Below are 5,468 nucleotides of genomic sequence, written 5' to 3'. Positions count from 1 at the left end.
TGTACACTGAAAACTGAATAAAGGAAACAAAGCAGAAGTGAGAAATGAGGGAGACCAAGAAAAATATGGTCAAGCCCTCGGCCTATTAGTACTGCCAAGCTGAACACGTTACCGTGCTTACACACGCAGCCTATCAACCTTGTAGTCTTCAAGGGGCCTTACTAGCTTACGCTATGGGATATCTCATCTTAGAGTCGGCTTCACGCTTAGATGCTTTCAGCGTTTATCCGATCCGCACATAGTTGCCCAGCTGTGCCATTGGCATGACAACTGGTGCGCCAGAGGTGCGTCCATCCCGGTCCTCTCGTACTAAGGACAGCTCTCCTCAAATATCCTGCGCCCACGACAGATAGGGACCGAACTGTCTCACGACGTTCTGAACCCAGCTCGCGTACCACTTTAATCGGCGAACAGCCGAACCCTTGGGACCGAATTCAGCCCCAGGATGTGATGAGCCGACATCGAGGTGCCAAACCTCCCCGTCGATGTGGACTCTTGGGGGAGATCAGCCTGTTATCCCCAGGGTAGCTTTTATCCGTTGAGCGACGGCAATTCCACTCTCATACCGCCGGATCACTAACTCCAACTTTCGTTACTGCTCGGGCCGTCACCCTCGCAGTTAGGCCAGCTTATGCGTTTACACTCTCTTGCACGGTTTCCGTCCGTGCTGAGCTGACCTTTGAGCGCCTCCGTTACCTTTTAGGAGGCGACCGCCCCAGTCAAACTGCCCGTCTAACAATGTCCCCCGGCCGGATTCACGGCCGCAGGTTAGAATTTCAGCAACTTAAGAGTGGTATCCCAACATTGACTCCGCCGCGGCTGGCGCCACGGTTTCCCAGTCTCCCACCTATCCTGTACATAAATTACCGAAACCCAATATTAAACTGCAGTAAAGCTCCATGGGGTCTTTCCGTCTTGTCGCGGGTAACCGGCATCTTCACCGGTACTACAATTTCGCCGGGCGGGTAGTTGAGACAGTGCCCAGATCGTTACACCATTCGTGCGGGTCGGAACTTACCCGACAAGGAATTTCGCTACCTTAGGACCGTTATAGTTACGGCCGCCGTTTACTGGGGCTTCAATTCGAAGCTTGCACTTCTCCTCTTAACCTTCCAGCACCGGGCAGGTGTCAGCCCCTATACTTCATCTTACGATTTGGCAGAGACCTGTGTTTTTGCTAAACAGTCGCCTGGGCCTATTCTCTGCGGCCACATCGCTGTGGCACCCCTTTTCCCTAAGTTACGGGGTCAATTTGCCGAGTTCCTTAACTACCCTTCTCCCGTTGGCCTTGGAATCCTCTTCCTGTCTACCTGTGTCGGTTTGCGGTACGGGCGCCGAAGATATTCATAAGACTTTTCTCGCCCTGAGCCAAGCATACTTCCCTACTCTAATTTCGGTCCCTTACGCCCGGGTCAACCATCGCCCGGGTTATGCCCTTTTCAGGTGTCCTCTTACTTAAATCTTTTGGCGGCTACGGAATTTCCACCGTATGTGCATCGGCTACGCTTCTCAGCCTCACCTTAGCTCCCGGCTTACTTGGAGCGGACGAACCTTCCTCCAAAAACCTTAGACTTTCGGCCAATATGATTCTCACACATTTCGCGCTACTCATTCCGGCATTCTCACTTGAATAAAGTCCACCAGCGCTTCCGCTCTGACTTCTTCCCTTATTCAACGCTCTCCTACCATCCCTGGCGGGATCCCAAGCTTCGGTATATGATTTAGCCCCGTTAAATTTTCGGCGCAGGGTCACTCGACCAGTGAGCTATTACGCACTCTTTTAATGAATGGCTGCTTCTAAGCCAACATCCTGGTTGTCTGGGCAACCCCACATCCTTTTCCACTTAACCATATTTTGGGACCTTAGCTGTGGGTCTGGGCTGTTTCCCTTTTGACAACGAAACTTATCTCACGTTGTCTGACTCCCGTACATCAATTATCCGGCATTCTGAGTTTGATAGGTTTCAGTAGCCTTTCGGCCCCTAGACCATTCAGTGCTTTACCTCCGGTAATCTAATACGAGGCTAGCCCTAAAGCTATTTCGGAGAGAACCAGCTATCTCCGGGTTCGATTGGAATTTCTCCGCTACCCACACCTCATCCGCTACCATTTCAACGGGAGTCGGTTCGGTCCTCCATGGGGTTTTACCCCCACTTCAACCTGGACATGGGTAGGTCACCCGGTTTCGGGTCGAATACAACTGACTTCATGCGCCCTGTTCAGACTCGGTTTCCCTGCGGCTCCATCCCTTAAGGACTTAACCTTGCCAGTTACATTCACTCGCCGGACCATTCTACAAAAGGTACCCGATCACCCTTTGACGGGCTCTCGGTGCTTGTAAGCACAAGGTTTCAGGTTCTCTTTCACTCCCCTTCCGGGGTCCTTTTCACCTTTCCTTCACAGTACTCTTCTCTATCGGTCACTGGGTAGTATTTAGGCTTGGAGGGTGGTCCCCCCGTCTTCCCACCGGGTTCCTCGTGTCCGGCGGTACTCTGGATCCAGCTTGCCGCGTTCCTTTTTCGCATACGTGACTTTCACACTGTTTCGTTGGCCTTCCCATGCCATTCTGCTAAATTCCCGCGTGCTTCCTGCTGTCCGAAACCCCGGGGGTATTGCTACCCCCGGTTTGGCCTCTTCCGCGTTCGCTCGCCACTACTTACGGAATCTCTGTTGATGTCTTTTCCTCGCCCTACTTAGATGTTTCAGTTCAGGCGGTTCCCCCCGCACACCTATGGATTCAGTGTACGGTGACTGGACATGACTCCAGCCGGATTGCTCCATTCGGAAATCTATGGATCAATGCCTACTTACGGCTCCCCATAGCTTATCGCAGTTTGTCGCGTCCTTCTTCGGCTCCCAGTGCCAAGGCATTCCCCTTGCGCTCTTTGTAGCTTGACCATGTGTTCTTTCTTGGTTCTTCTTCTTGAAATTGTAGATTTTAATCTTAAAATAACAAGTTATTTCTCGCTTAATATCTGCTTCTTCTTTATTCAGTTTTCAATGTACAGCACACGCAGCATGCTTTTCATTCACGCTTTACAATCAGGTTTAACTACCTGACTCCTCGCGATCCTTTCCAAGCTCACGCATGTATTTTCATACAACACCTTTTCACCCACCGAAATGAATGTTAAAGTATCATATGTATTTTTAGGGCTTCGGGAGTCTCTTTCGACTTCTCCTAAAGCTATCGGCTCGTCTGCGCTTCTTTCCGCGTGCTCAAAATTGATTTAACCATCAATCTCGCCCGCGAATCGTCCGCGGCGACTCACCGCTGGTGGGCTTAAGTGGACTCGAACCACCGACCTCACGCTTATCAGGCGTGCGCTCTAACCGGCTGAGCTATAAGCCCATATTCTCTGGCTAGAGGCTATCCGGTTATTCTTGTGCCCATATAGCCACATTTTTTGCAAACGTCCTCTGCAACCCTTTTCGGACTGCGGACTCCGTCCGCTGGTGGAGATTAACGGGATCGAACCGTTGACCTCCTGCTTGCAAAGCAGGCGCTCTCCCAGCTGAGCTAAACCCCCATATGAAAGGCAGCGTCACTCAGGTGTTCTACCCTTGTTTCCACTCTTTGAAAGCTCTTTTCCGTTTCCTTGTGTTACGCAGGCACTTCGCTGCTTTTTTCTGCTTGCTCTGTGCGCGGCGTGACACCGGACTCGGTCCGGGGCCTTCAAAATTAAACAACGTCTGAATTAATTCCCCCATAACTGACCTTGGATTCCGAACAGATCCTTGTCTGTTCCCTGCTCCATAGAAAGGAGGTGATCCAGCCGCACCTTCCGATACGGCTACCTTGTTACGACTTCACCCCAGTCGCCAATCCTACCTTCGGCAGCGCCTTCCTTGCGGTTGGGCTACTGACTTCGGGTATTACCGGCTCCCATGGTGTGACGGGCGGTGTGTACAAGGCCCGGGAACGTATTCACCGCGGCATGCTGATCCGCGATTACTAGCAATTCCAACTTCACGCAGGCGGGTTTCAGCCTGCGATCCGAACTGAGACTGTTTTTAGGGTTTTGCTCCCCCTCGCGGGCTTGCTTCCCTCTGTTAACAGCCATTGTAGTACGTGTGTAGCCCAGGTCATAAAGGGCATGATGATTTGACGTCGTCCCCACCTTCCTCCGTTTTGTCAACGGCAGTCTGATTAGAGTGCTCTTGCGTAGCAACTAATCACAAGGGTTGCGCTCGTTGCGGGACTTAACCCAACATCTCACGACACGAGCTGACGACAACCATGCACCACCTGTCTCAACTTTCCCCGAAGGGCACCTAATGCATCTCTGCTTCGTTAGTTGGATGTCAAGACCTGGTAAGGTTCTTCGCGTTGCTTCGAATTAAACCACATACTCCACTGCTTGTGCGGGCCCCCGTCAATTCCTTTGAGTTTCAACCTTGCGGCCGTACTCCCCAGGTGGATTACTTATTGTGTTAACTCCGGCACGGAAGGGGTCAGACCCCCCACACCTAGTAATCATCGTTTACGGCATGGACTACCAGGGTATCTAATCCTGTTTGCTACCCATGCTTTCGTGCCTCAGCGTCAGTTAAAGCCCAGTAAGCCGCCTTCGCCACTGGTGTTCCTCCCGATCTCTACGCATTTCACCGCTACACCGGGAATTCCGCCTACCTCTACTTCACTCAAGCTCCACAGTTTCAAACGCAATCCGATGGGTTAAGCCCATGGTTTTCACGCCTGACTTGCAGAGCCGCCTACGCACCCTTTACACCCAGTAAATCCGGACAACGCTTGCTCCCTACGTATTACCGCGGCTGCTGGCACGTAGTTAGCCGGAGCTTCCTCCTTGGCTACCGTCATTCTTTTCGTCACCAAGGACAAAGGTTTACAATCCGAAGACCTTCTTCCCTCACGCGGCGTTGCTGCATCAGAGTTTCCTCCATTGTGCAATATCCCCCACTGCTGCCTCCCGTAGGAGTCTGGGCCGTGTCTCAGTCCCAATGTGGCCGTTCAACCTCTCAGTCCGGCTACCGATCGTCGCCTTGGTGGGCCTTTATCTCACCAACTAGCTAATCGGACGCGAGTCCATCTCTCAGCGGATTCCTCCTTTGATTCCCATCCCATGCGGCACAGAAATGTTATGCGGTATTAGCGTCCGTTTCCAGACGTTATCCCCCTCTGAAAGGCAGGTTACTCACGCGTTACTCACCCGTCCGCCACTAAGTTAAGATGAAGCAAGCTCCTTCTTAACTCCGTTCGACTTGCATGTGTTAGGCACGCCGCCAGCGTTCGTCCTGAGCCAGGATCAAACTCTCTAAAATTTTGTATATAATCGCTCCTCCGAGCGTTTATATCAAATCCTGAGTTTGTTCGCTCTTATTCACGATACACTAACGTGTATTTTTGTTGCCTTTTTAAGTGACAACCAACTTTGTCCGAAAGTACTTTCTACTCTCTGGTTTACGGGTTCCTTAATTCGTTACGTTGTTTAATTTTCAAGGTCCTG

Annotated in this window: 2 tRNA genes and 2 rRNA genes; all 4 read right to left on the bottom strand. The window is 51.6% G+C overall.

From position 1 onward, the window contains the following. Positions 1-65: 65 nt before the first annotated feature. A 23S ribosomal RNA gene (locus CAGA_RS12400) occupies positions 66-2,898 on the bottom strand. Between the two features lie 377 nt (positions 2,899-3,275). After that, positions 3,276-3,352, bottom strand: a tRNA-Ile gene (locus CAGA_RS12395). A gap of 102 nt (positions 3,353-3,454) precedes the next feature. Then, positions 3,455-3,530: transfer RNA gene (locus CAGA_RS12390), tRNA-Ala, on the bottom strand. A 230-nt stretch (positions 3,531-3,760) separates the two neighbouring features. Further along, positions 3,761-5,283: ribosomal RNA gene (locus tag CAGA_RS12385) — 16S ribosomal RNA — on the bottom strand. Together the 16S and 23S rRNA genes with 2 tRNA genes alongside form the textbook arrangement of a ribosomal RNA operon. Positions 5,284-5,468: the final 185 nt, after the last annotated feature.

Source organism: Caproiciproducens galactitolivorans (assembly GCF_004768785.1).
Classification (GTDB): Bacteria; Bacillota; Clostridia; order Oscillospirales; family Acutalibacteraceae; genus Caproiciproducens; species Caproiciproducens galactitolivorans.
The sequence above is the reverse complement of the archived record's forward strand: the minus strand, read 5'-3'. Positions and strand labels throughout refer to the sequence as shown.